The sequence below is a fragment of the Mesorhizobium sp. M0598 genome, assembly GCF_040320865.1.
In the GTDB taxonomy this organism is placed as follows: domain Bacteria; phylum Pseudomonadota; class Alphaproteobacteria; order Rhizobiales; family Rhizobiaceae; genus Mesorhizobium.
On the sequence record NZ_JAMYQL010000011.1, the window covers coordinates 161725 to 184302 of the forward strand.

Consider the following 22578-nt stretch of genomic DNA (forward strand, 5'->3'; position numbering starts at 1 on the left):
TGACTTCTCCCGGGCTTCTCCCTATCGCGGCGCTCCGGTCGAACGCTGCACCAACGCCGCCGCAATACCCATGCCAAATGGATCCGCATGACCTGAACTGACGTTGGGCTCGCCAATGATGGGATGAATGCGGTGGCACAAGACGGGAATGACAAGGCCGCCGTCCAGCACGCGCTTGATGTTCTCCGGCAGATTGCCGGTCGATCTCTCTGGCTTGCGGTTTTGCTGCACATCGTGGCGGGCTCCTCGGTTTGCCGACTTTGGGAAGGGCCGCATCGCTGGCACCAGGGCGCAGAATTGCCGTGTTCTTTGCCGCGCTGCCGCTGCAGCGACAGCTTGAAAGCGACGTCGAGACGTAGGGATTGACGCCGCTGGTGCTGACCGCGACGATGCGGTTCAGAAGTTCCGAGCACCGCCGAGAAAGCCGCGCTCGACCGCCACCTTCGCGCCTTCACACGCGACGCCGCCGCCTTATCTGCGTCATCAATATCGAGGAAATGGCGGTTGCCGCGACCGACCAGTGTCGTCGGCAGTGATTATCGCTCCCGCCCCTGGTTCGCAGGCGCTGGTGACTGGCACGGCCCGGCAACTCGGCGCGGTCAGCCGCTCGGGCACCGCATCGCCGGCGCCGTATTTCTGTCGTTCAACATCGCCGACAAAAATTAGAACTGATGAATTCTATCATAGGCCGCGAGGTTTCCTTTCACGAATGAAAGAAAGCTCGATTGACTATCTCGCCTCGCTCCAGTCTTTTGAAAATCAACGTGTGGTTGCCCCCGTGCAAGCCGAGAACGTGGCCAAGCTTCGTGGAGGGAGAGCCAAGCGATGCGTCAGGGGTCGACCCGCTTTGCACTCGACCACACGGCGGTGGCACGAGTTCACGTCAGAGCATTTTCGCGCTTGCCCGCGACGTCGCGGGCGCACATGCCGCCGGCATGCATTTCATGGCGCGAGATCGAGGATCATATGCACCACAACATTCCCAAATCAGAACAAAATGCCAGCGAGTGCCGCATTTCGCTTCCGGATGCGAAAAGGGCTTACCCAAAGTCCGAGATGAACACCGCGGTCCCTTTTGTGCCATCGCATGAGCACGCGCTTACCGGCATCTTCGAAATATCGAAAGTACTCACCGACCCCGCCCGGCTCGAAGTCACGTTGGCCAAGGTCGTCGATCTCCTGCCCTCGTTTGTGCAGATGCGGCACGGCATCTTCGCTCTCTTCGACGCTGAGGGCGTACTGGACATCACCGTAGTCACCGGCTGCGACGAGAACAGCGATGAGCGCTCCCGGATGCGCCTGCCGCGCAAGGCAATCGATCTGATTGTGACGACGGACACGCCGCTCGTCGCCGAGAACATAGCGGTGCATTCGGCCTTCACTGCCGCTGACGTAGAGGTGCTTGGGGCCTCCGACACCATGTCCTTCATCGGCGTTCCCATTCGTATTGATGGGAACGCCGTAGGCACGCTGACTATCGACCGCGCCTTGGACAGCAGGTCAACGTATCGGCTCGATTATGATGTCCGGCTGCTCACCATGATAGCCAACATGGTGGGACAGACAGTCAAGTTGCACCGCTTCTCCGCGGGCGACCGCGAACGACCGACGGAGGTGGAAGATCGGCTGCAAACGCAATTCTCTGATGTCAAGCACCCTGCACCGCAGCGCAAGAAGGTTCACGTCAAGGGAATGATTGGCGATAGTCCGGCGCTAAGCGCGCTGCTCGAGAAGATCGCAGTGGTAGCTAAGGCAAAGACCACGGTTCTGTTGCGAGGCGAATCCGGTACCGGGAAGGAGCTGGTCGCCAAGGCAATTCACGAGTTCTCGCCGCGCGCCAAGCGGCCCTTCATCAAACTCAATTGTGCAGCGCTGCCAGAGACAGTCCTGGAATCCGAATTGTTCGGTCATGAGAAGGGTGCCTTCACAAGCGCGTTCAATTCCCGCAAGGGCCGCTTTGAGCTCGCCGACAAGGGGACGTTGTTTCTGGATGAGATCGGCGAGATCTCGGCCTCCTTCCAGGCAAAGCTACTGCGCGTCCTGCAGGAGCAGGAGTTTGAGCGCGTCGGCAGCAACCAGACCATCAAGGTCGACGTTCGCGTGATTGCCGCCACGAACAGGAACCTTGAAGAGGCGGTTGCAAGGAATGAGTTCCGCGCCGACCTATATTATCGCATCAACGTGGTTCCCTTGCTGGTGCCGGCGTTACGCCAAAGGCGCAGCGATATTCCGCTCCTCGCAGCTGAGTTTCTCAAGAATTTCAACGATGAGAACGGCCGTACGCTGACCTTCGATCCGCGTGCGATTGAAGTACTGATGAAATGTGAATTTCCCGGCAACATTCGCGAGCTTGAAAATTGCGTGCACCGGACAGCGATCCTGGCGGAGGGACTATCAATCGGGAGAAACGACTTTGCGTGCTCCCACGACCAGTGCTTTGCCGAGGCGCTGCGGAAGAGCAGATCGGGCAAGGCCGCGCTGCAACCAGCGCCAATCCTGCCAGAGGCAGTGAATCCGGCCACGCCTCCGGATGCGGCCGCTCGTTCGGCCGCCACCACAGTCCCGCCTGCCGGAGCAACCCACTCATTGGGCGCGAGGACCACCGACGCCGAGCGCGTCATTGCTGCCATGGAAAGATGTGGCTGGGTGCAGGCAAAGGCGGCGCGCCTGCTTGGACTGACCCCGCGCCAGATTGGCTACGTGCTGAGGAAATACGGCATCGAGGTCAAGCGTCTGTGAAAGCATGACTCAGGCGGATTAGCTGAGACCGCTTAGCGGCTTGGCCCGCGCAGGGATGCAGGTCCGCGTCCGCGTCAAGTCGATCCGACCGAGGACAGCCTGGCCGAATTCCCGTGGCAGCCGGCGTTGCGACCATCTTGTGAAAGGCGACGCTGCCATCGTCAATCCGTCCGCCATGTTGCTCTCGTTGCGAGCTCATACGGATGAACCTGTGCGACTGAAACGGAGATAAAATATGTCCGATGCAAAACTGCAAGCTGTGCTTTCGTCTCTTCCGCAAGGGACGCGACAGTTAGATGCTCTGCCGTCCAACGGACCAGCGCCGGACAGAAGTTTTGTCAAGCTGAATACGAATGAGAACCCGTTTCCGTTGCCGCCAATCATAATGCAAAGTGCAGTGGCGGCCCTCAATCGCCAGTATCTGTATCCGGACGACGATAACATCAGCTTGAGGGAAGCAGCGTCCAATACCTATGGCGTATCCACGGATCAGGTCATCGCAGGCAACGGGTCGTCTGAACTGCTCGGACTCATCTACAGAGCTTTCCTCGCCCCTGGCGACAAGGTGGCGATGATATCGCCAGGGTTTTCGTTCAACCGCAAACTTGCCATGTTGCATGGTGCTGAGTTTCTCGAGATCGGATGTCAAACTCATTCGCTGCCAATGGAGCAATTGCTCTCCGGTCCGGCAAAAGACGCCAAGTTCATTCTAGTGGCCAATCCAAACAATCCGACCGGAACATTCCTCTCGATAAGCAATATCGAACGCCTCGTGTCACAATCGGATCGCCTGGTCGTCCTTGATGAGGCCTACGTCGACTTTGCACCCGATCACGGGCTGCGCCTCATCAACCGTTATTCGAACCTTCTGATCTTGAGAACATTTTCGAAGAGCTATGCCGCCGCCGGCATTCGCGTCGGTTTCGGTCTCGGTCACCCTGAGATTATTGGCAGGCTGCGCAACATCCAGAACGTCTTCAACATGAACGTGATCGGGCATGCGGTTGGTATCAGCGTGCTTGCGCATCGCGGCGCCTACGCAGAGAACCACAAGCACATCAGACATGAACGACAGCGAGTGACAGCCGCACTGTCGCAACTTGGATTTTCCGTAACGCCCTCCCACGCAAATTTCTTGCTAGCCCGTGTGCCAGCGGGACAGGACGGCTCATGGTGGCAAGCAGCCTTGGAAAGGCAAAAGATACTCGTTGCCTACTTTCCGGACAATGGTTTGGAACATTGCATCCGCGTCAGCATCGGCACAAAAGAGCAATTGGATGCATTTCTTGCTGCCGCTCGCGATATAGTTGGAAGCTTAAACATACCAAGCACTACGGGCAGGGGAGCGTCAGGCTCTGCGTGTTCGGTACGCTGACGCTAATCCGAGATCACACACTGCTATCTTTCGACTTGCTTGGTCATCCCAGCAAGAGAACAGCCTGCCTTAAAATCGGGGACAATATCGAGTGACAAACGTCTTTCCTTCAAACCTAGCCTTCGGCATCTTCGATCATCTGGACGAGGACGGCCGCGATATCGCCCGGCAGTACGAAGATCGCCTGATATTAGCAGAGGCGTGCGATCAGCTAGGGTTCTATGCCTATCATCTCGCAGAGCACCACTGTACCCCCCATGGGAGAGGTCCATCGCCGAATCTGTTCTTATCGAGCGTCGCCCAGCGCACCCGGCGCCTGCGTCTCGGACCCTTGGTGATGCTGCTTGCGCTTTATCATCCGCTGCGTGCGTTCGAAGAGATCTGTATGCTGGACCAGTTGAGCGGTGGCAGGCTCGAACTGGGCATAGGGCGCGGTGCTCTCCCGATCGAATTGGGTTACTTCGGGATTGGTGCGGACGCGGTGCCGGGCCGCTATGCGGAAGCCAGCGAAATTCTTATTGAAATACTTGTTAATGCGATGAAGGTCGGCACGCTGTGCTATCAAGGCCGCCATTTTGAGCTCAATGACGTTCCTTTGACGCTAAGACCTCATCAGCGTCCACATCCGCCGACATGGGTCGCTGCCAATCGACCCGAGTCCGCAGCCTGGGCCGCTGCGAATGGAGCAAATATCGCGTGTGTAGGACCTTCCTCTTCTGTTCGCAAAACTACTGATGCGTTCCGCGCCTATCAAGAGGACAACGCTGGCGCGGGCGATCAAGCGCCATTTATTGGATTGCTCCGCATGGTCGTGGTTGGGCGTTGTGACACACATGCCTATTCGCTCGCGGCACCTGCTTACGAACGATGGCTCAAGAGCTTCCAATTCCTTTACGAGCTTAACGCTATCCCCACTCCACCCAACCTGCCGCTGACCTTCGATGCGGCAGTCGAGAGTGAATTGTGCGTGGTAGGATCAGCAGCGTCTGTGCGAGAAGCTCTGCTTGGTCAGTTGGAAGAGGCAGGTGCCAACTACCTTCTTTGTCAACTGGCATTTGGGAATCTGCCGCTAGACGCTTCCCTATACACCGCGACGACCATTCAATCCGAAATCATGGCTCGAGTTGGCTGACCAGGCAATTTTCGGAAGGTAAAAATAGCAGCGCTCCCTGGCATCCACGTGCTCGAGCGTGCACGTGGTGGAGACGGCAAGATCGGGACGGAGGCCAAACTGACGCACGAGCGGCAGCACAGATTGCCGTGTTTGTGCGTTGGCTGGCGTCTAGGCTCCGTGTGAGCCTGCACGATCCTAAGGAGATGATGGCCGAGCGCGCCACGGTGCCGGCACGCGTCTGCTCGTCGCGCTCGCGCTAGTCGTTGCACATAGCCCGCCGCAGAGGTTCTTCTCGCCCGGGGCGGCGCCGGTGCGGCGCCCAGATCCAGCTTCATCAGCGGCTCGGCGGTAGCAAAGCCGTCACTCGCTACGGCGCTGTTGAGGGCGCGCTCGCGAGCGGGTTTGCTACGCCGAGGGACACCACCTGGAGCGAGTTCGCCCGATGCCGCGGGGTGCACCGCGGTCGGGATAACGATGCTGAAGGAAATCGTTCGCAGCCGGTCTTCACGATCTGCGCGAGTGCTTTGCATGAATGCTGCCTGCTTCCTCGTCTTCGGCGGCCTGAGTGTCCGCCGGCACGCCCGAAGTCAATGCCAGTACCACAAGGCCGCCAAGACGTCAGGTCTCGGAGCCGGCTTGTACGGTCGTATCGTGTTCGGGAATATCGTCGAAGGAGGCGTAGTTGAGATTGTAGAGTTTGGAATACAGGCCCCCCACGGCTATTAGCTGATCGTGGTTGCCAGTCGCAACAACTTGGCCATTCTGAAGCACGATGATGCGGTCGGCACCCCGGATCGTGGCAAGACGGTGGGCGATGACGAGGCCAGTGCGCCCTTCAAGCAGCTTTATCAGAGCCTTCTGAATCTGCATTTCCGTGTAGCTGTCGATGTTGGCGGTAGCTTCGTCGAGCACGAGGATCTTGGCGTCGGCGACGAGGGCGCGGGCGAAACTGATAAGCTGGCGCTGTCCGAGAGATAAGTTGTCGCCGCGTTCGCCAAGTTGGGTCTCATACCCGTCGGCGAGGCTCATGATGAAGTCGTGGGCGCCGACCGCCTTGGCCGCCTCGATCACCTTGTCGCGCGTGGCCTCTGTCTTGTGGTATCGAATGTTCTCGAAGACCGTCCCGGTGAACAGGAACGGCTCCTGCAGCACCATGGCGACCTGGCGGCCGAGCGATTCCTGGGTGAGATCGCGCACATCATGTCCGCCGACCAGCACTTGGCCCTGCTGAACATCATAGAAGCGGTGGACCAGGGCCATCGCACTCGATTTGCCAGAACCGCTCGGCCCGACCAGTGCGACCGTCTCGCCGGGATTGACCCGGAAGGAAACATTTTTCAGCACCGAACGGTTCGGATTGTAGCCGAAGGTGACGTCCCTGAACTCAACCGAGCCGTCCATTTCGGGCGAAAGCACCTCGGCATTGGGTTTGTCCTGAACATCGATCTTGACGTCGAGCACATCGGTCAGGCGCTTGCCTGAGGCCATGGCGCGCTGCATGACCGAATATTGCAGGGAGAGTGAGCGGATCGGGTCAAAGAAGCGCTGGATGTAAAATAGGAAGGCAACCAATATGCCCACATCTATGCGGCCATTCATGACCATCGAGCCGCCGACCACAATAACGGCGGCCATGGCGAGGCCGGTGAGGCCATCGACGATAGGCACCATGACCAGTGCATATTTGGCAGCGATCAGGTGGGTCCTGAGGTTGGCATGGGCCTTGTCGTCAAAAAGAATGGAATTCACCTGCTGGCGGTCCATGGACTGGACGGTGCGCACGCCGTGAATGGCTTCGGCCAGCGCGCCGTTGACCACGGAATTAGTCTCGTGTGCAGCCATGAAGGCGTCGCGGGCACGCGGCAGCCAGACAATGCGGACGATCACCAGGACCGGCAGGCCCGAGAGCGTCAGGAGGCCGAGGCGGAAGTCGAGCCACAGCATTACGAAAACGATGCCGAAGAGAAGCGCAACATCGCCTACGGAATATACCGAGGTTTCGAGGAATTCCTGTATGGAGTTGACGTCGCCTTGCAGGCGCGACATCAGGCGTCCGACCTCGGTCTTGTGCATGAAGGAGAGCGAAACCTTCTGCAGATGGCCGAACATGGCGCGGCGGATGTCGAACAGGACAGTTTCGGCCACTTTCCCAACCACCGTCTCCTGTATGTAGCCGGCGGTGAAATTGACCAAAATCGCCAAAACGAACGCGCCGACGGCCGCAAGCTGGGCTGAGCGATCGGTCCTTGCCGGGTTCATGCCCTGGTCGATCGCGGAGCGGATGATCAACGGGACGAGAAGCTGCGTCCCGGTGAAGATCAGCATTGCGGCAATCGTGATGACTACCCTGGCACGATAGGGACGGACGAAGGCCCAGATGCGCCGGAGGATGCTCTTGTCGAAAGCCCGGCCGAACATCTCCTCCTCGATACGGTGCGAGCCGACAACCGCGCGCGGAGGGCGTCTGCCGTCGTCACGTTCGGCTTCGAGTTCGCCGGCGCGGCCCTGGGCCATCAGCGGGCACCCCCATACTGGGTCATGATGTCATCACCCGGGCGCGTCTGGAGATCGTAAAGGGCCCTGTAGCGTCCCCGCTTCGCCAAAAGCTCTTGATGCGTCCCGCGTTCTACTATTTCGCCCTTATCGACAAAAAGGATCTGGTCGGCGTGCATAAGCGCACTCAGCCGGTGCGCGATGATGATCGTCACCCGATCCTTGGCGAAGCGCCGCATCGCCGCGCGGATGCGCTGCTCGGTGCCGGCATCGATCGCGGCCGTTGAGTCGTCGAAAACGACGACGGAGGGGCGCAGCATCATGGTGCGAGCAATCGTGAGACGCTGGCGCTGGCCGCCAGAGAGAGAGACGCCGCGTTCGCCCACGACCGTCTCGTAGCCTGCTGGGAGCCCGAGTACGTAGTTGTGGAGCTGGGCGAATTCGCCAGCGCGTTCTATTCGCTCTCTCTTCGCCCAGGGATCGCCATAAGCGATGTTGTTCTCGATCGTGGTGGTGAATAGGAATGCATCCTGCTGTACGACGGCGACCGCCTTGCGAAGCGTCGCGAGGGTGACATTGCGTATGTCCTGGCCGTCCAGCGTGATGGCGCCACCGGTCACGTCGTAAAAGCGGGGGACCAGATGAGCCATCGTCGATTTGCCGGAACCCGGCGGACCGACGATCGCGATCGTCTCGCCTCTACAGGCCTCAAAGCTGAGGTTCTTCAGAATGGCGCGGTTTTCGGCGCTGGGGTACGCAAACGAGACATTGTGGAAGCGCAGAGTGCCGTCGCTTATCTCAAGCGGTCTGGCCTCGAGAGCATCCCTGATTGTGATCTCCTGATCGAGGAGACCGAAAAGCCGCGAACCGCAGCTAGAAGCGCGGGCAAAGGCATTGACCATGAGGCCGATCTGGCGGACTGGCATTTGCAGGATTGTCATGAAGGTCAGGAAGGTCGCCACCGTTCCGACGCTGATCTCGCCAGCGACGAGCTTGCTGCCACCGATCCAGAGCACCAATCCCATTGCGAAAAAGAAGGACAAGGTCATCGCCGACGTGCTGGGCACGTAAATGTCGACGCGGTCGTTGGCGAGGTCGAGCGCGTTCTTGGAAGCGCCGTCGAACTTCAGCATCTCATAGGCTTGAGCCGCAAAAGCGCGGACCACGCGGATGCCTGCGAGATTTTCCTCCATCACGCGGCTTAGTACCGAAAGCCGCTCATGCAGGTCGAGCCAGGTGGCGCGCAGCCTAAGCTGTGTGGTCGATGAGCGCCAGGCGACAAAAGGCACGAAGCTCAGCGCGACCAGGCCGAGCATGGGATCGGTCGAGATCATCATGTAGGCGCCGATCCCGATCAGCATGGTGAGCAGGACCACGCGAACGAGCGCGGTGGAAAAATACATCCGCACGCCTTGGAGATCGAGCATTCCGATGGTGATCAGATCGCCTGAATGGACCCGGTCGTGAAAGGAAAAGCTGAGACGCTGGATCTTGTCGTAGTAGGCGAGCCGCAGTTCGTACGCGACATGATGCCCGACGGCTTCGGCAAAATAGTTCTGCGCCATCGTGAAAACGCCGCGCAGCGCGCTGACGGCGAGCAGCAGGAGAGCCGGGGCCCAGAGCGCTTGTCCTGCCGCGCTCCCCGCGACACCGCCCCCGATAACTGTCTGGGTCTGGTCGACAGCCCGGCCGAGAAGCTGGGGAATGAGCAACTGGAGGATTGCCGCCATGATCGTCGAGCCCATAGCGAAGGCGACCTGCCAGGGATGCCGCAAATTCAAACACGTGATGCGCAACAGCGTACTCAAATCCCGGCCCCAGCGCGCCGCTTCCACATCGGTCAACGAATTCAGAGCGTTCGTTGCGCTGTCGATAGCATCACTGCTCACGGGTGTATTCCCGACTGCATTTTTCGCCTTCGAGGCAAGCCGAAGGACCAATCATCAAAGGGGCCCGCCATTGTTAATCCTGTCCACCACCTGCAGCAGTGCCCGTTCCTATAAGCCGAGCCGCGGCTTCACTTACTGGCATGTCGATCACCGTGATTCCGCATGCCGCAAAGAAACGCGATTCGTTTCTGGTCAGCGTTTCCGCGTCCATTACCGCGCAATGTGGACCTCGGGAGCGCTTCATGATCTGCCTGGCGTAGGTGCGCAGCATCTGATCGTTGAAGCGGCAGCCAACGAAGAAAAATCCGCGGGTGATGCGGCGTTCCTTCACCACGTCTGGGATCGGTGTCTGGATATCGATTTCGGTCAGGACTTCGACATAGTCGGAATCTGCGACGAGAAAGTTTTGCGCCGGCCTAATACTCCCGTGAGGTGTATAGAGAACCGTCTTTGCCCCCGATCGGGGGTCGAGTTCCCTCCCGGACAAATCGTAGGTTTTCGTCCAAATGTTACCGATTTCGTTCGCCCGCGTGACGCCTTGTATCTCAACGACGTCCGTTCGGCCGGTCTCTACGAGAGCCGTGCGCATCGCGCCGTCGTACCAGCTGTCGACGATGAGGGAGAGCGGCAGCCTTGCGAGCCAGGCGTGGAGGAGGGTAGGCGCCACCGGCGCTGCGAATATGTCGGTCATCCAAGCTTGCAGCGTCCGGCGATGCCGGCGCTGTTCGATGAACTGCGCAACCGACCACATATTGGTGCGGATCCTGGAAGGGGCTGGCGCCCGCGCATTGAGTGCCGCGGCAACGAGCTCCGGCGTATGCGGCACAGGCGGTTCCGCACAGTTGAATTCAAGAAGACCCGGACCGAGATAGGGGATCACCTCATCGGCGGCGAGCGCTTCCTCCGCCAGGTCAAGCAGCTTTTCGGCAAAACTGTCCCGCACGATGACGAGGTGGCCCGATGTCAGGATGGTGTTCATGCTCGTTTCCTCGCGACGCACCTTATCAAGGGGCAGCATCAGTCCTCTTCGGAAACCTTCCTTGCCTGGACGGTGATCGGCAGACGCGTATCCCGTGGAAGATCGGGTAGGAGGAGCCGCCACCCGTTCCTGAGCGTCACAGTTCCGCCCCACAACTCTTCCTTCTCAAGCTTGATGATCGGCTCTTCGAGGTCCTTTTTGGGGACATACGCCGACAAGCCAGCATCGGTCCTGCGGATCATGACTTTCATCTGGCCGTCCCTTCATTGGTATTGTTTTCAGCACTGCAGGGCGCCTCGGCTTTGTCGAGGCTCATCAGTTCACGCGCTCGCATGCCGACGACGGTGCCACGATCGATCCATTCGACCGCATAGATGAAGAACTGCTGGAGAAAGGTGCCAATGTCGCGCACATATCCCTCGTCGCCCTTCCGCACGAGATTTTCGCCGATCTCCCTGCCAGGATAGGTGCCGTCATTCTTTATGTGGCGAGTGGCACGTACCCGCTCTCCCGGCATGAATCGTGGAGGCCTGCGGATTTCGACCTCCTCTTCGCGTCCGAGCGACATGTCCGTTCCCTGATTTCTCTTGAGGCTGCAGATTGTGAACAAAGGCGTTCCAGGTGTCCTGCGAAGGCATCCCCGACCATGTCGGCGGCCCAATGTCCGTCACGCAGGAACGCAGGTCTTCGGCACCGGGCATACCGAGGCACATTGCTGCGCATCGAAGACCCCCTCGCATTCGGTGCACTTTTGCGGCTCGATCACATAGCTCTCGCCTTTGAACTTGATCGCGCCGGAGGGACACTCGAATTCGCAGGCGCCGCATTGGGTGCATTGGGATGCGATGATCTTGAAAGCCATTTTAACTCCTGGTCCGAATGGATGAGACGCGCTCAGGCCGTCGCCGCGAGTGCGGGGGTCCCAGACGCGGCCGCGTAAATCGCGCTGATTGCGGTCTCGAGATAGTCGTGGGCATATGCGTCGGTGGCTTGGATTCCAGCGTCGGCGAGCTGATCCTGCGGGCAGTTTCCGATCTTGGCGCACAGCACGATATCTATGCCTTCAAGCGCTGCGATGACGCCATCGAGGGCGGCTTCTCCGCCCCAGCCGCCGAGGCAATACTGCTCCACCTTCCGATGCCCGACAAAACTGATCCCTCTCGGCGAGGCTTGATAAACCTGGAATTCCTTCGCATGGCCGAAATGTTCATTGACGCGGCCGCCGCCCTTGGTCGCCACCGCGAAGAGAAGGGACTTGCCGGGGCTCGCTGCCTTGACCAATCCGATCGCTTCTCTCCTAGCCGCCACGTGATCACGGCGCTCCTCCGCGACCAGCTCCCGATAGGCCTTGCGATTGCTGGCATCGTAGGTGACCTCGCCGGGAATCCGGTCGACTGTGAATTCCTGGCCACGATCCTCTCCGAGCAGGCCGACGGCATCTGCCCGGCACTGCCGGCAGTGGCGCATCAACTGGGCGCCGCCTTCGACACGATCCTGAAGAGCCTTCATCTCCATTGCGTTTGGGCCGCGTTGCCCGCTCAGTCCGTAGTGCGTGCCGTGCGCCGGGTCCGAAATCAGCGGCATGAGGTTGTGCAGGAACGCGCCTCGCTCCTTGACCCATCTATTCACCTCGATCAGATGCTCATCGTTCACGCCGGGGATCATCACCGAATTGATTTTGGTGAGGATGCCGCGCGCGGTCAGCATCTCCAGACCCAACATCTGGCGCTCGTGCAGGATCCGGGCGGCTTCGATGCCGACGTAGCGGCGATGGTCGTAAAAGATCCAAGGATAGATCTTTGCACCGACCTCAGGGTCGACCATGTTGATGGTGATCGTCACGTGATCGACATTCATGTCGGCAAGCTCATCGACATGGTCCGGCAGCGCGAGCCCATTCGTGGAGATGCAAAACTTGATGTCTGGGATTTCCCTGGCGACTCGTTCGAACGTTGCCTTCGTCTTCTTCCAATCGTAACACGCATCGCCAGGTCCGGCGATGCCGACCACGGAAAGCTGCGGCACCTCGTTGGCGACCGCGATCACCTTGCGTAGCGCCTGGTCGGGCGTCAGCTTTTCGGAGACCACCCCAGGCCGGCTTTCGTTGGCGCAGTTATATTTGCGATTGCAGTAGTTGCACTGGATATTGCAGCCGGGCGCGACCGCGACGTGCATGCGCGCGAAATAGTGATGCGCCTCTTCTGAAAAGCAGGGGTGATCCTTGATCTTCTCCCAGATAGCCGGATCCGTGTCGTCCGGCTTTATCGACGAGCCGCAGGACGAAGACGCGCAGCCACCGGCTTGCACGGTGGCAAGCAACTCGTCATCGAATGTCGTGCTGAGGCTCTCAAGCGAAATTGCCGGTGCGGACATCGAACGGCTCCGTGGCTGGTGAATGTCGCAGTTCAAACCGCAAGAGCTATGCCAGCTCAAAGAGCGGTTTTGGTTCACGAATTGGCTTTCGTGTCGGATTCCGTGGGATTGCTCCGACACACCTTTGTCGGGCTTCCGACAGTGGACAAGCAAATCGGGTCGCGAAGGCTACCAGCCTTGGGCGCGCAGAGTGTGAGGGAGACTACTCCGGGCTTACGTTTGACGTCATCACGACGTCTAGAATTTCTTCACCTCGATACCATGCCGGCGCAGCGCGTAGCCGATTTGCCGCGGCGTGAGGCCGAGGATACGAGCCGCCCTGGCCTGAACCCAACCGGCCTTGTCCATCGCGTCGATCAGCCGGTCGCGTTCCGTCAGACGCGGGGGACAAGCGGGATCGTTCGGATCGCCCGCCGCAAGGGGAGATACCTTGCCTGCGGAGGCACCGATGCGACTGGCCGGCAGCCGCAATCCGACGGGCACTTCGTTGAACCGTGCGAGATCGTCGATGGCATTGCCGCCATTCGAGCGGTCGGCTCGCTTCCAGAGGAGCCAGGAAAGGCACTGGCTCTTCTTACAGGCGAAATCGGATGGCGTGATCGTCCTTGAACGCGCAAGTGTGGCCGTCCTTTGGACGCAGTTCTCCAGCTCGCGGACGTTACCAGGGAAGTAGCATTGCGAGATCAGGTCAAGCGCCGACGGCGCGAAGGCAAGTGCGCGATCGTTCTCCTTGTTGAATCGGTTGAGGAACGCGTTCGCAAGGCGTGGAATATCGCCGGGTCGCTCTCTGAGCGGAGGCAGGATAACTGGCACCACATTGATGCGGTAATAAAGGTCGGCCCTGAACTCCCCTTTTATGACGGCCGTCTCGAGGTCCTTGTTGGTGGCGCATATGAGGCGCACGTCGACCTGTAGCGTTTTGGTGCCGCCGACTCGCTCCAACTCGCCTTCCTGCAAGACACGCAACAGCTTGGCTTGAAAGGCCGGCGAAATCTCGCCGATTTCATCAAGTAGCAGCGTTCCCTCATTTGCCAATTCAAAACGACCGGCGCGCTGGGAGATAGCACCCGTGAAAGCGCCCTTTTCATGCCCAAACAGTTCTGACTCCAGAACGCTTTCAGACAGTGCGGCGCAGTTCAATTTGACGAAAGACCTCTTCCTCCGACGTGAGAGCTTATGGATGGCTTGCGCAAAGAATTCCTTGCCGGTGCCGCTTTCACCCCGCAGAAGCACGGTGGAATTGGTCCCTGCTACGACCGAGACGGTTTCGAGCACCTGCTTGAGTGCGGGGCTTTCCCCGATGATCCCGTCGATTTTGGCATCCGCATGCCGGGCAGGGTCGTAGGTCCTCCCCTCGTTGGGCGATTTCTCCGGTCTCCATTGTTCATGGACAGACCGCTGACGATCTGTACTCAGGGTGCGATGGAGACGGATGGTCCGGCCGACAAGGTTGGCGACCATCGTCAGGAAGTATGTGTCCTCGTCGTCGCGAAAGTCGGTGACGCCGTCTCCGGCGCGGTCGATCGACAATGTCCCAAGGATCTTATGATCAGCCTTTAGCGGGATACCGATAAAGGCAATTGGGATGGTCCCGCTGCTCGAAGACGTTTGAAGGTCAGCCTGAAATAGTTGGGACTTGCGGACGTCCGGTATGAACAGCGGCGTCCCCGTAGCGACGATTTGATCTGTTATGGCCTGTGGTATGACGCGGCGAGTGCCTGATTGAGGTGCGTGGATGTTGCCGGCAGTTGCGGCAATCTCCGGCTCTCCTTCAGCGTCCAGGACGACGATTGCTCCGTGACGCATCTGCAGAAACGAAGGCAGGATGTTCACGACATTGGCGAGCGTAATCTCCAGCTCGGTGGGGGCGGTCAGCACCTTCGATATCTCGTAGAGTCCCCTGAGCGCGATATCTGCTTGGGGCATGCTTTTGATGGGCGGTTCAGGGCGGGTATCCCGAGGTGCTACCTCGTCGACCCGATCTTGCGGTACGTGAGCCATGGAAACACCTCAGGGGTTGTCGTCCAGAGTGCTCCTCCTTTTGTATCTGAATTCTGAAAGCACAGTATTCACGAGCTTCTCTTCGTTGCGAGGCCATTCCAGCAAAGATAGACTTGGCCTTGGTCCCGACCTCAGGTGTACCAAGATTGACCCTGTTGATACGGTGCGTGCCTCGGTCATCCGAATTTGAAGAGGACTCCGAAGCCGCCGCGTGGATAGTTCCACTCGATCTCGCCACTGGTCTCACACAAAATCCGGCAGGTGCCGCACTCCATGCAGCCGTCGGCAGTGATCTCCACTTGACCTTTGTCGTTCAACTCATAACATTTCGCCGGGCAGACGTGGGTCAGCGCGAGCAAGTTCGCGCTTGGCCTCTCGTGCGGTCGCACTTTGATATGCGGACGGCCGGAATCCACCAAGTAGCGGTTCTGGTAAAGCTTGTCCTCGACACGTGACTTCGTCACTGCGATCGTCATTTCATCTCCCCTCAGCGCCACGCCAATGCAAGGCGGACCGCGTCGCTGACCAGCCCCCAGCGCGAGCGCGCCTTGATGAAGGCCGCCGTGGTCGCCTTTTCCTTCTCGATCTTCGGCATGCCGTCGACACGCATGAAGTTCTGCGCGGCTTGCGACATCAACCGCGGATAAGTCGTGAAGTAATTGCAGGAATTGGTGTGGAGCAAGGCCGGCATGTCTTTGTATTTCCTTAGGTCCTTGACCACGAAGGACTTGTCCAGCATGGCTTTGTAAAGGGCGAGATTCCGTTTGGTCATAGGACCGTTGCGGCTCCTGACCTCGATGATTGCCTCAGCCGCGATGCGGCCGGAGGTCATGGCGAGGTTCGAACCCTCGCGGTGAATGGCGTTGTTCAGTTGCGCGGCATCGCCGACCACGACCCAACCGTCGCCAAAGAGCTGCGGAATAGCCTTGTAGCCGCCTTCGGGAATGAGATGCGCGGAATATTCTTTCACTTCCGAGCCGGCGATCAGCGGCCGGATCGAAGGATGGGTTTTTAAGGCGTCGAGGAGGACGTAAGGGCTCTCGACCATCGCCGCGAAATCGGAGACGAGGCAGCCAATGCCCAGTGAGATCGACTCCTTGTTGGTGTAGAGGAAGCCGAGCCCGGCCATGCTGCGGGAGGTCGTGCCCACCGCCTCGATCACGCAGCCTTCATCGCCCTTGAGGCCGAACCGCTCCTCAATGACCTCTTCGGGCAGGAAATGCATTTCCTTGACGGCGAGCGCCACGGTTTGCGGCTTCGGCATCTCGCGCAGGCCGGCCCGCGTGCCAAGCAGCCCGGAAACACCTTCTGCGAGGACGACCACGTCCGCGTAGATGGCTCCGCCGGCCCGGTCTGTGCGGACGCCGATCACCCTGTCCTTGGCGTCACGGATGAGTTCCGTCACGGTCGTCTCGCACAGAACCGTCGCGCCGGCCTCGCGCACCTTACGCGAAAACCATTTATCGAACTGGGCACGAATGATCGTGTAGCGGTTGGGCTTCGCCTCATTGAAGTCGTCCGACCGATAGTGAATCCCGGTATGGGATGTGTCGTCCATCACCCAAAGCCGCTGTTCAACCAAATGCCGCTCGAGAGGCGCATCGTCCCGGAAATCCGGGATGATCTTCTCCAGCATGTTCGCGTACATGATGGCACCCTGGACATTCTTGGAGCCCGGATATTCACCCCGCTCCAACTGCAGCACCTTCAGGCCGTGGCTGGCCATGGTGTAAGCAGCTGCGTTTCCGGACATGCCGGCCCCAATAACAATGGCGTCGAATTGTTCCTCAATCATGTCCATCCCTTAGCTCGCAAGCTTATCGCGACTGTGGGGCGACAGCCGCCGGGTGAAGGCTTCCGTCAGTGCGGGCAGGAAGCGGATCGCGTCGGTGACGATCCCGAGGTGAGCGAAATCGAAAATCGGCGCGTTCGGGTCGGTGTTGATGGCCACGATGAGATCCGCCCCCTCCACGCCAACCCGATGCTGGACGGCGCCGGAAATCCCGGCCGCTATGTAAAGCTTCGGCCGGATGGTCTTGCCAGTTTGGCCGATCTGCCGATCAGCTGGCATCCAGCCCTTCTGGACCAACGGGCGCGAACAGCCGTGCTCGGCGCCGATTGCTCGCGCGAGATTCTTCACAAGCTGCAGGTTCTCCGCCGCGCCTAGACCGAGGCCTCCCGCAACCACGACGTCGGCATAGGCAAGATTTGCCTTTGCCGACTGACTATCCGGCAGGAAGCCGAGGATTTTGGTAACGATCTCGTCCTCGGCTACCGAGAGCTTGTGCCGGATGACACGCCCGACCGGTTTATCCGCCCGCTGCGGCATGGGCATGACCCTCGGTCGCACTGTCGCCATCTGGGGGCGGAAATTGAGCGTATAGATCGTGCACAACAAGGAACCGCCGAAAGTCGGACGGGTGGCGGCGAGCGAACCGTCGGTATCCACATCGAGTTCGGTGCAGTCGGCCGTGAGCCCTGTCTGCAAGGTCGTCGCCACGGAGCCGGCAAGATCCCTGCCGAGTGTGGTGGCACCGAGAAGAAGGATCTCGGGTTTGTGGGTATCGACCAGATCCGTCATCGCCTTGGTGAAAGGCTCGTTCCTGTAGTCGGCGAGCAGCGGCTCCTCGACGATGTAGACCAGGTCGGCACCATAAGCGAAGGCTTCGGCAACGGCGTTCCCGATGGCCTCCCCCGGCGGTCCAAGCACGACGCCCGCAAGCTGGACCTGAAGCTTGTCTGCTAACATGCGGCCTTCGCCGAGCAGTTCGAATGATACGGGATGGACCTGACCGCGTTCGAGCTCGATGAAAACCCAAACGTGCCGGTAGTCCTTGAAATGCGCGGGCAGCTCCTTCTTTATGCCGGCACGGCCGGCGGCAGGGCGAGGGGTTTCTCGGTTCGCGTTCGACATCGTCTGATCCTTGCCCTCTCACGCGCCGCCGTTGAAGGCGAGCTCATGTTCCAATGCCGGCTGGCGGGTGAAGATTGCCGTGATGAGTTCGTCAGCGACATCGCGCAAAGCCATCTCGGCGGTGTCGATTTTTGCCGCCTTTTCCGCCCGCGCAGGAGGGGCGAAAACGCGCTTGACGACCGTCGGTGAACCGCGCAGGCCGCATTTGGTGAGATCCTCAATGCCGGCGTCGGCCGCACTCCATTTCAAGACCTGGCTGCGCGCGGCGCACAGGGCGTCCTGGATCGAGCCCCGGCGGATCTCGTTTGTGCCTTCCAGCATGGTGATGAGGCAAGGGAGCCTGCTCTTCAGCATCTGTGTGCCGCCTTCGGAGCGGCGCTCGACCTTGATCTCGCGTGCAGCAAGGTCAATAGAGGCGATCTTCGCGACATAGGTCAGTTGCAGGAGTGCGAGGCGCTTGGCGATGCCGGGCCCGACCTGGGCGGTGTCGCCATCGATCGTCTGCTTGCCGGTGAAGACGAGGTCTGGCGTGCCGAACGTCTCGCCAACCTTCGCGATTGCCTGGGAAAGGGCGAACGAGGTCGCCAGCGTGTCGGAGCCGGCAAAATAGCGGTCGGTCAAGAGCACCGCTCGGTCGGCGCCGTAACCGAGCGCCTTGCGCAGCGCGTCCTCTGCCATGGGCGGACCCATAGTGAGCACGGTGACTTCGCCACCGTAGGCGTCGCGCAGTCTGAGGGCTTCTTCGAGGGCGAACAGGTCGTAAGGGTTGATGATAGTCGGAACACCCTGGCGCATGATCGTGTTCGTCACCGGATGGACCCTTATCTGTGCCGAGTCCGGCACCTGCTTGATGCAGATTACGATGTGCATTGGCGGTTTCTCTAGGCTCCTGTCCGGATGCGGGCTTGGCGGTTGTCTCCTTGGTGCGCATCATTCGTGCCAACTGTTTTGCGTGCCCCTATTCCTAGAACTTCGGTTGGTTGCTTCTGAGGGCGCCGTGGTGATGACCGGATTTGTCGGCTTCTCGACATTGTCGCGTCGCAACCCGTGTCGCGGTCATTCCTGTCCGAACCGCTTCAGTACGGAGTCGAACGGGACAAAGGTGCGGCCCGGCGTGGCAGGTTTGTTCGGATCGTGGTCTTTGAGCACCTTGAAGACCCGATGCGTGAGTGGCGAGGAAATCACGAAGTCCTCGTAAGCGCGTTCGAGCGTCGCGCGCACCCGCGCGGCAATCACCTTGTCGGGCAGACCGGAGAAATCTTCTTCGGCAAGGTATTGGCCCACGCGCTTCATGATATGGAGCCGCGAGACATTCAGCACCTTCGGATCATAGGAGACGCCAAGGACTGCGAAGAACTCCTCCGCAGCCGACACGCGCTTCAGTCGTGCGAGGATGTCGGTGACATCGATGGGGCGGCTGTCAGCGGAACAATTCATTGCATTCTCCCTGGTCGGAAAACTGTGGTGTCGGTGCGCTCGCGCACGGCTGACCTGGACCCGCACAGCTCCGCGAGGGATGCCTCGCTGCACATTCCATCGTAGAGCTCGACCAGTTGAGTTGCAGTGACGGTCGATTTGGTCTCGGCCGCCTCGCGCCGGACGCGGGCCACCATCGCGGCTGCTAGATCCGGGTCGAGATCGCGGCCGCTTTCGCTCAGCACATGGGCAATCGCAGTGGCGCCGGAATGCTTGCCGATGACCATACGCCGGCAGCGGCCCACGAGAGCCGGATCGAGCCCCTGATAAGTACGCGAGTCCTTCAGCAGCCCTGCGACGTGAATGCCGGATTCGTGCGTGAAAACATCGGCGCCGACGACCGGCTTAGTGGCCGCGGTCTGCCGGCGGGCGGCCCAAGCCACCTGGGCAGCGAGGTCGGGCAATGCGGTCAGCTCAATGCCGGTATCCGCGCGGTCGAGGACCGCCATCGCGGCGGCCACCTCTTCCAGCGCGGCATTGCCCGCACGCTCGCCGAGCCCCAGGACGGTGACGGAGCCATGGCGCGCGCCTGCGCGGATCGCGGCCAGCGTGTTGGCGGCAGCAAGTCCGAGATCGTTGTGGGCATGAAATTCAAGGTCGATTGGAGACTGCGCCACGAGCTGGGCGACAAGTTCGAAGGTCGAAAACGCATCGAGAACGCCGACTGTGTCGGCTAGCCTGACGCGGCTTGCGCCGGCGCGTGCAGCCGTCTCGATGACGCGGGCGAGATGATCCCGATTGGCCCGCGAGGCATCCTCGCAGCCCACCGCGACGAAGAAGCCGGCGGCGGCTGCGCGCCTGACCATATGTTCGATGACCTGGAGCGCTCCCGCCTTATCGAGGCCGAGCTCGGCGGCAAGTTGGATGTCCGACGCAGGCAGCGATAGACTGACGGCGTGGACGCCGCTCTCGATCGCTGCATCGAGATCCAGCGACGTCATCCGGCACCAGGCCATGAGCCGAACCGGGAGACACCGCGCGACCACGGCGCGAATTGTTTCGATCTCGTCGGCGCCCATGACCGGCGTGCCGATCTCGATCTCTGTGACGCCGGCCGCCGCAAGAGACTCGGCGATCTCCAGCTTTTCCGTCGTGGTAAAGGCGACGCCGGGCGCCTGCTCGCCATCGCGCAAGGTCGTATCGTTGAGAAAGACATGACGGGTCATGAACGGTAGCCGGTTCTGCTGCCGCTCAGGCATAGACCGGATTGAACGTCTTCGGAGCTTCGCTTACCTGGCCCAGAACTGGGAAAGCCACGCAGCTTCTCCACGATTGCCGGCATGACCTCGAGCACCCGGTCGACGTCCGCTTCGCCGTTGTCCCGCGCCAAGGAGAAGCGGACTGCCGCGTGTGGCGTTTTCATCGCGCTCAGGACATGGCTCGGTTCCAGAGAGCCGGAGGTGCAGGCAGAGCCGGAGGAACACGCGATGCCCACGCGGCTGAGGAGGAGTGGAATTCCATCACTTTCGATATGTTCGAAGGAGATGTTTGCGGTGTTAGGCAACCGTTCCAGGGGATCTCCAGTGACACAGGTGCTTGGGATGCGCTGGAGAATCCCGTCCTCTAAACGGTCGCGGAGCGACTTTACCCGTGTGGTCTCGTCGTCCATGAATTTCAAGGCGAGTTCGGCCGCCATGCCGAGCCCGACTATGCCGGGCGTATTCTCGGTGCCAGCACGCCGGTTGTGTTCTTGGTGGCCCCCCTTGATCAGCGAGTGGAAATTGACGCCACGTTTTACGAAAAGCGCGCCGATCCCTTTCGGCCCGTGCAGCTTGTGGCCGGAGAGCGACAGCATGTCGATTGCGGTCGACTTCAGGTCCATCGGAAGCTTGCCGACCGCCTGCACAGCATCGGTATGGAAAAGGGCGCCCACTTCCTTGGCCAACTCGGCAAGCCTGGCGACGGGGAAGATCACACCAGTCTCATTGTTCGCCCACATTATCGAGACGATTGCCACCTGTGGGGTGAGGACGGCCATATAGGCGTCGAGGTCGAGCCGGCCACGGCAATCCACCGGGATCCTGTGCACCTTGACGCGGCGGGTCTTCTCAAGATGCGCGCAGAGCGTCAGCACGGCGGGATGCTCGACCGCGGACGTAACGATCTCGGTTCGGTTGGGCGCCGCCTCGAGCGCCGAAAGAAGCGCTGCATTGTCGCTTTCTGTCCCACCCGAGGTGAAGGTGATCTCATCGTCGAACTCCGCCCCGATCAGAGCTTGCAACTGCCTCCGCGCCTTTCTCACCGCCGCACTGACTGAGGCGCCAAGAGCGTGCGCCGACGAAGGGTTGCCGAATTGATCCCTAAAGAACGGCAACATCGCTTGCACGACCTCAGGATCGACCCGTGTGGTTGCGTTGTTGTCGAGGTAGACAGGTTTCATGTGCGATCCTCAGTTGACCGGAATGACGCGAGCGCGCGACCGGCTCATTGAGCCTCTGGCGTATGCCGTTGATGATGATGGGCCCGAACTGGCGGCCGGCGCGGACGCCCGAGAGTTTGACGTAGACCGGATCGGCGTCGGCATGGCCAAGTCCGCAGTCGCCGCCGTCAGCCCGCAGGTAAGGACGCCCGAACACGACAACGTTATCGATAAGCCGAATTTGGCGCAGCGGCGCGATTTGGCCGCCAGCAGCTTGGGTGCCACCAGGAACCGAACTGTTTCGGGAGGCGACGTTCTTTGCATCCTACCTGAAGCGATTGCCGGTCCCAAGATCGGCTTCGACCTTGCCTTGTTCTTGAGGACAGGGACATCTGTTGTGCCGGCCATATAAGCCTCCTCTGCCGCAAATGAGTCCGTCGGCGGCAATCGCTTCATGGACCCGCACAGGCGCTTCGGGCGATCAACTGAAGGACTTGCCGCAGCCGCACTTCTCGCGCGCGTTGGGGTTATCGAAGACAAAGCCGGAAGATTCGAGCCCGGTGAGGAAGTCGACGGTCATGCCGGCGACATGCGGTTGGGAGCCCGCGTCCACGAACAGCTTGATCCCATCTGTCTCGGTGATCGCGTCGCCCTCGCGCGACACGCTCTCCAGGCCCATTAAGTATTTGAAGCCGGCGCAGCCGCCGGCCTGGACCATGATGCGAAAGCCTTCCGCCGGCTCGCTGGCGCGGGAAAGAGCAGTCTTGATGGCGGCAACAGCGTTGTCGGTGAGCGTAATCATGGCTCCATTCTCCTCAGTCCGGGACCTGCTTGCGCATCACGTTGCATGCACCGTGCCAAAGCGA

21 protein-coding genes are annotated in these 22578 nt (G+C 60.2%); 4 read left to right on the forward strand and 17 right to left on the reverse strand.

Features of this window, described 5'->3' with window-relative positions; translation table 11 throughout:
• Positions 1-21: 21 nt before the first annotated feature.
• Positions 22-231, reverse strand: coding sequence for a hypothetical protein (locus tag NKI59_RS16595; protein WP_156937379.1), 210 nt, complete (start codon positions 229-231; stop codon positions 22-24).
• 735 nt (positions 232-966) lie between these two features.
• On the opposite strand from NKI59_RS16595, the gene nifA (NKI59_RS16600) reads away from it, so the two are divergent.
• The 3 genes from nifA (NKI59_RS16600) (at position 967) to NKI59_RS16610 (ending at position 5246) form a co-directional block, all read left to right on the forward strand.
• Positions 967-2739 carry a nif-specific transcriptional activator NifA gene (gene nifA / locus NKI59_RS16600; protein WP_502901070.1) on the forward strand — a complete coding sequence of 591 codons (1773 nt, stop codon included), beginning with the start codon at positions 967-969 and terminating at the stop codon, positions 2737-2739.
• A 235-nt stretch (positions 2740-2974) separates the two neighbouring features.
• Positions 2975-4114 carry a histidinol-phosphate transaminase gene (gene hisC, locus NKI59_RS16605; RefSeq protein WP_352705412.1) on the forward strand — a complete coding sequence of 380 codons (1140 nt, stop codon included), beginning with the start codon at positions 2975-2977 and terminating at the stop codon, positions 4112-4114.
• Positions 4115-4205: 91 nt separating this feature from the next.
• Positions 4206-5246 (forward strand): LLM class flavin-dependent oxidoreductase, encoded by a 1041-nt coding sequence (locus tag NKI59_RS16610; protein WP_352705414.1) that lies wholly within the window; start codon positions 4206-4208, stop codon positions 5244-5246.
• Positions 5247-5846: 600 nt separating this feature from the next.
• On the opposite strand, the gene NKI59_RS16615 is transcribed toward NKI59_RS16610, so the two are convergent.
• From NKI59_RS16615 to nifS, 15 genes are all read right to left on the reverse strand, one after another.
• Entirely contained in the window at positions 5847-7742 is a 1896-nt protein-coding gene (locus NKI59_RS16615; protein ID WP_352705416.1) for an ABC transporter ATP-binding protein, read from the reverse strand.
• Positions 7742-9610, reverse strand: a complete 1869-nt coding sequence (locus tag NKI59_RS16620) for an ABC transporter ATP-binding protein (protein ID WP_352705418.1) — start codon at positions 9608-9610, stop codon at positions 7742-7744. The genes NKI59_RS16615 and NKI59_RS16620 overlap by 1 nt, the downstream gene beginning before the upstream one ends.
• 73 nt (positions 9611-9683) lie before the next feature.
• Positions 9684-10589 (reverse strand): SIR2 family NAD-dependent protein deacylase, encoded by a 906-nt coding sequence (locus tag NKI59_RS16625; protein ID WP_352705420.1) that lies wholly within the window; start codon positions 10587-10589, stop codon positions 9684-9686.
• Between the two features lie 38 nt (positions 10590-10627).
• Positions 10628-10840 carry a putative nitrogen fixation protein NifT gene (gene nifT / locus NKI59_RS16630; RefSeq protein WP_352705422.1) on the reverse strand — a complete coding sequence of 71 codons (213 nt, stop codon included), beginning with the start codon at positions 10838-10840 and terminating at the stop codon, positions 10628-10630.
• A complete protein-coding gene (locus NKI59_RS16635; RefSeq protein WP_352491475.1) occupies positions 10837-11157 on the reverse strand; it encodes a nitrogen fixation protein NifZ in 321 nt (106 codons plus the stop codon). The genes nifT and NKI59_RS16635 overlap by 4 nt, the downstream gene beginning before the upstream one ends.
• Positions 11158-11256: 99 nt before the next feature.
• Entirely contained in the window at positions 11257-11451 is a 195-nt protein-coding gene (locus NKI59_RS16640; protein ID WP_023678248.1) for a 4Fe-4S dicluster domain-containing protein, read from the reverse strand.
• 32 nt (positions 11452-11483) lie between these two features.
• A complete protein-coding gene (gene nifB, locus NKI59_RS16645) occupies positions 11484-12962 on the reverse strand; it encodes a nitrogenase cofactor biosynthesis protein NifB (RefSeq protein ID WP_352705465.1) in 1479 nt (492 codons plus the stop codon).
• Between the two features lie 237 nt (positions 12963-13199).
• Positions 13200-14963: a nif-specific transcriptional activator NifA gene (gene nifA / locus NKI59_RS16650; protein WP_352705424.1), complete on the reverse strand. Its 1764-nt coding sequence runs from the start codon at positions 14961-14963 to the stop codon at positions 13200-13202.
• 176 nt (positions 14964-15139) lie between these two features.
• Positions 15140-15439, reverse strand: a complete 300-nt coding sequence (locus NKI59_RS16655; protein ID WP_023678245.1) for a ferredoxin family protein — start codon at positions 15437-15439, stop codon at positions 15140-15142.
• An 11-nt stretch (positions 15440-15450) separates the two neighbouring features.
• Positions 15451-16758, reverse strand: a complete 1308-nt coding sequence (locus NKI59_RS16660) for an FAD-binding protein (RefSeq protein WP_352705467.1) — start codon at positions 16756-16758, stop codon at positions 15451-15453.
• Between the two features lie 9 nt (positions 16759-16767).
• Complete coding sequence (locus NKI59_RS16665) at positions 16768-17877, reverse strand: electron transfer flavoprotein subunit alpha/FixB family protein (protein ID WP_352705426.1); 1110 nt, start codon at positions 17875-17877, stop codon at positions 16768-16770.
• A gap of 18 nt (positions 17878-17895) precedes the next feature.
• Positions 17896-18747, reverse strand: coding sequence for an electron transfer flavoprotein subunit beta/FixA family protein (locus NKI59_RS16670; protein WP_352705428.1), 852 nt, complete (start codon positions 18745-18747; stop codon positions 17896-17898).
• A 186-nt stretch (positions 18748-18933) separates the two neighbouring features.
• Positions 18934-19314 carry a nitrogenase stabilizing/protective protein NifW gene (gene nifW, locus NKI59_RS16675; protein WP_352705430.1) on the reverse strand — a complete coding sequence of 127 codons (381 nt, stop codon included), beginning with the start codon at positions 19312-19314 and terminating at the stop codon, positions 18934-18936.
• Positions 19311-20519 carry a homocitrate synthase gene (gene nifV / locus NKI59_RS16680; protein ID WP_352705432.1) on the reverse strand — a complete coding sequence of 403 codons (1209 nt, stop codon included), beginning with the start codon at positions 20517-20519 and terminating at the stop codon, positions 19311-19313. The genes nifW and nifV overlap by 4 nt, the downstream gene beginning before the upstream one ends.
• Positions 20516-21733: a cysteine desulfurase NifS gene (nifS, locus tag NKI59_RS16685; protein WP_352705434.1), complete on the reverse strand. Its 1218-nt coding sequence runs from the start codon at positions 21731-21733 to the stop codon at positions 20516-20518. Before nifS ends, nifV begins: the two co-directional genes overlap by 4 nt.
• Between nifS and NKI59_RS16690 the strand changes: the two genes are divergently transcribed.
• Positions 21732-22124 carry a hypothetical protein gene (locus NKI59_RS16690; RefSeq protein WP_352705436.1) on the forward strand — a complete coding sequence of 131 codons (393 nt, stop codon included), beginning with the start codon at positions 21732-21734 and terminating at the stop codon, positions 22122-22124. The genes nifS and NKI59_RS16690 overlap by 2 nt on opposite strands.
• A 69-nt stretch (positions 22125-22193) precedes the next feature.
• Here NKI59_RS16690 and NKI59_RS16695 read toward each other — a convergent pair whose 3' ends face one another.
• On the reverse strand, positions 22194-22514 hold the full coding sequence (locus tag NKI59_RS16695) for a HesB/IscA family protein (RefSeq protein ID WP_023678237.1): 321 nt from the start codon (positions 22512-22514) through the stop codon (positions 22194-22196).
• Between the last annotated feature and the right edge of the window lie 64 nt (positions 22515-22578).